Origin of the sequence: Nitrosomonas sp., from assembly GCF_043753625.1 — a bacterium.
Classification (GTDB): domain Bacteria; phylum Pseudomonadota; class Gammaproteobacteria; order Burkholderiales; family Nitrosomonadaceae; genus Nitrosomonas.
Map to the genome: position 1 here is coordinate 1 of NZ_JAYUWI010000095.1, position 3,974 is coordinate 3,974.

The window sequence follows — 3,974 nt, forward strand, 5'->3', positions numbered from 1 at the left end:
TGAGCACCCCTTTCATGTCGTAAAGAATCTATTCATGTATCGCAAGGCACGCTACCAGGGGATGGCCGAGAACACCGCTCAGCTGTTCTCGTTGTTTAGTTTTGCTAGTTTTCTGCTGGCTCGCCGGTGGATAGATGACACTGACAGCCAGGGCGCGTCCTGAAAAAGAAAAATGAGAGGAATAATGCAAAAAATGACTCAATTCAGACCAGAAAATGTTGAATCCAACCTAAACCGTGCTCGATGCGCTGCTGCGCGGTGAATTATTCAGCGCCCCCTAGATAATTTGAGATATTATTGCTCTAATTCGCTTTACGATATTTATCAATGTTAGAGTTGGTCGAGTGGGGCAGGAAAATTGAGGGTTCGCATGAGACAAAAAATATTAGCGCATTGTATTTATTGTTTAATGATGTCGACGACTATGACCGGTTGTGTTTCTGCGACAGTCACCGCAGTCAATCTTGGTTTTTCTGATGCTTTTATCAGAGCATGGCTTTATTCATGGAGTATTGCTTTTTCAATTGGTTTTGGTTTTTTACTTGCGCTGTCACCGCTCTATCGGCGTGCTGTGGATGCAATCGTACGTTAGTTATTTTCCATAGTTTCGCGGAATATCTTTTTCTATCGCAGGCCACTTTGCTATTACCTAATGGTTTCCATTTTAGACCGTGTTTCAGAAAAACCCGCTCGAGTAGCGGGTTTTTTGTGATTAGATAGGGATTACTGATAAAGTGCAATACAGCAAAGTTACCTGGTGGAAGCAGTTAATCAGTAACTGAACAAATCCATGAGACAGCCGAGGAATCCTGCAGAGTCCGTGCGGTGACAAAAAAACCAAACACTAACCATGAATGCGATCATTGATAATGCCAGCAATGTAGCAGGTATCATTAAACTTTTTTGTTCATATTTGGCTTTAATTGTCTTGGCAATATCGTCATAGGATTTATCGGATACATCTACTTCCGTTCCAGAAATTTCAGGAATCTGATCATTTACTACGCTATTCTCTTGCGCTGCTTTCTTTGTAATAGATGTCATGGGTTTTTCTTTTTCAAGCGGCGGTGGCGATGCTGTTTCCGGAGCGGTACTATTGGCTACTTCCTGGGTTGCTTGCTGCAATTCCTGTTTTTTTCTTTCACTGTTGTTGAGTAAGATGATGTAATGAAACACATCGGTAACTAATCCCATTCTCTGTGTCGCTTCATAGATATCTTGTGCATCGACGATTGGTTTGTCTCGTTCATAAGCGACATTGAATGATCTGTCACAGAGAGAATTAATCGTTCGTGGTGTTCCGCCGGAGCTAAATGCAATCGAAAGTGCTTCCCATCCGGTATCTGAAATCAGGTTGGGAGCACCGCCAGCTACTTGGATGCGATGCGTGATATATTTCAGTACCCTATCAACATTCATTTTTCCCAGCGCTTCAAGCGTAGCAATCCGCTGCTTAAAGGGTGTCATCTCCGGTTTGTTGATCTTTTCCATCAATTCTTCCTGACCGAGAAGTAATAGCTGAATGAGTTTCGTCGACCCTTCTTCAAGATTGTTAAGTAAACGAACGCCGTTGATAACATCTTCTGACATTAGGTGCGACTCATCCATGATGACCAGGCATTTTTTTCCTTCAGAATTGATTTTTAACAATGCGTTTCTGATATCTCGCATTACAAAGGTTTTCTCAGATGACGTAGGTTGTAATCCAAGCTCTTGCGCGAGAAACAGATACAGATCAGAGCTGCTGGCAGGCGGCTCAGCCATCCAGATTACCTTGATGTCTTCGGGAAAATCAGACTGTATCATCTGGCTGAGTGTGGTCTTGCCGGATCCTACTGGTCCAGTTACGACGATTAAACCTCGGCCGCTTTGTAAAGATCCGGATATTTGTTTGCGTATACGGGCATGATCCCCCTGATCATAAAAGAACAATGGATCCGGCACATTCTCGAATGGAAGTAAATTAAGGTTAAAGTGCTGTGCGTACATGTGCATTAATTTGTTCCTTCTTGCGACATTAGTTTTACTTCGACTCTACGGTTTTTTGCTCTGCCTTCTTCGGTCGTGTTGGAAGATATCGGGCGAGTATCACCATAACCAGTCGCTGATATCCGATTTTTCGAGATGCCATGCAACACCAAGATGTTTGCGATGGCTTTTGCGCGGCGTAATGATAAATCCATATTGTCGGTACCTGGTTTGCCGGTTGGCACGTTGTCGGTATGGCCTTCTATGAAGACGCGGCTATCTGGAGATGATGATATTTCTTTGACCAAATTTTCAATTGTAGCGTAAGTAACATCCTGGAAAACATCCTGCCCGGAAAGAAATGTTTTGCCACTAAATACTGTCAGCGTTCGCGATTGAGATTTAGTATCGACAGTTTTATTGTCTTTTAAAGCGCTTTCAGTTGTTGCCAGTTGACTCTTGAACTGGGTAATTGTTTTATCCACACCTTCAACAAGCCCGTTGTTGGTATCCTGATCTTCAGTTGAATAATTGAAGGCATCGGTGGTTGGTTCAGGGATAGACGCAGGAATAGGTGCAGGAGCAGACGGTACAGGAATGGACATTATTTCCGACCGATAATCTTGATAAGCCGTTTTGTAGACCGGAAGGTTTAATGCCTTAAACGTGATAATAGCCGACAGGGAAAAAAATATAACAGACAGTCCAATAATAGAACGCATCATAAAGTACTCGATTTAATATGTTTTAAAACTTAAGCGAGTATTAACGGATTTAAATCAAAATATTTTAACGCATTGAGCGATGCTTTGCTTATTTGAATGGAATTCGTCAATAAATCCCTTGAATTTAAATCGGAATGTTACAATCGGTATAAAAGATTATTGCAAACCATTGTATAGCCGTGCGGCGATTCTGTCACTCGCTTATTAGTAGCGGAATCGGGCCAGTCAATTTCTATTATTCAGTATAAATTTTTTCCAAAATAAGTAAGCCGAAGCATTGCGCCATGCATATCTTATTGGATCGCGGCAATTTTGCATAGATGAATGCGACTTTGCGCAAGTATTTTAATAAAGCGATTCGGTCCGTATTAGGGAAACGCTGAATAATTCATCGTGCAGTAGAGATCAAGCCGAGTGATTATATAATATTGCGATAATTTGCCCAATTTTTACCTGAATCGCATCATTTTTTGTATTATTACCCTCATTTCTTGTTTTCAAGGCGCAACTAGGCTGTCTGTTCTGCATAGCCGCCGGCGAGCCAACAGCAAATTGGCAAGCCCAAACAGCGAGAACATCCGAGCGGTATTTTTGACCATTCCTTTGTAGCGGGTTTTGCGGTGCATGAACAGATTCTTTACGACATGAAAGGGATGCTCGACCTTGGCGCGAATACTGGCCTTCGCATGTTCAAGCTTCTCTTCTCGTTTTTCAACGCCTTGATAACCCGCATCGCCAAACACATCGGTTTCGTCGCCATGCAGCAGTGCTTGTGCCTGAGTAACATCGTGAACATTCGCTGCCGTTCCGACCAGGGTGTGGACAAGCCCGGATTGCGCATCAACACCGATGCGCACCTTCATGCCGAAGTGCCACTGCTTGTCTTTCTTGGTTTGATGCATTTCGGTATCGCGCCCCTGTTCCTTGTTCTTGGTCGAAGGAGGCGCTGCAATCAGCGTGGCATCTACAATCGTACCTTCGCGAAGAAATAGCCCGCGTTCAGCCAGGTGCGCGTTGATTGCAGCGAAGATGGATTCAGTCAAATGATGCGCTTCCAGCAAATGGCGGAATTTCAGCAGGGTCGTCGCATCCGGTGCCGCTTCTCGATTCAGATCAATGCCAACAAAGCGGCGAATGGCTTGACTATTGTATACGGCATCCTCGGTGCCTTCATCCGAAAAACCAAAGCATTGCTGCACAATGTACATGCGCAGTATTCGCTCAAGACCAATCGGTGGGTGACCTCGTTTGCCACTAACCGGATAGTGCGGGGCAATGACA

Annotated in this window: 4 protein-coding genes and 1 pseudogene; 2 read left to right on the forward strand and 3 right to left on the reverse strand. The window is 43.9% G+C overall.

The window, feature by feature from the left end:
* Positions 1-163, forward strand: a pseudogene (locus ACH10T_RS08720) (IS5/IS1182 family transposase); the annotation flags it as partial.
* A 207-nt stretch (positions 164-370) separates the two neighbouring features.
* On the forward strand, positions 371-592 hold the full coding sequence (locus ACH10T_RS08725) for a DUF2798 domain-containing protein (RefSeq protein ID WP_394808911.1): 222 nt from the start codon (positions 371-373) through the stop codon (positions 590-592).
* Positions 593-771: 179 nt separating this feature from the next.
* Here ACH10T_RS08725 and ACH10T_RS08730 read toward each other — a convergent pair whose 3' ends face one another.
* The 3 genes from ACH10T_RS08730 to ACH10T_RS08740 form a co-directional block, all read right to left on the reverse strand.
* Positions 772-1,995, reverse strand: coding sequence for an ExeA family protein (locus ACH10T_RS08730; protein ID WP_394808912.1), 1,224 nt, complete (start codon positions 1,993-1,995; stop codon positions 772-774).
* The gene (locus ACH10T_RS08735) at positions 1,995-2,693 is read right to left on the reverse strand and encodes an OmpA family protein (protein WP_394808913.1); all 699 of its coding nucleotides are present in this window, start codon (positions 2,691-2,693) and stop codon (positions 1,995-1,997) included. The genes ACH10T_RS08730 and ACH10T_RS08735 overlap by 1 nt, the downstream gene beginning before the upstream one ends.
* Before the next feature lie 497 nt (positions 2,694-3,190).
* Positions 3,191-3,974 (reverse strand): IS5 family transposase (locus ACH10T_RS08740; protein WP_394808914.1); only part of this gene is annotated, 784 nt, incomplete at its 5' end.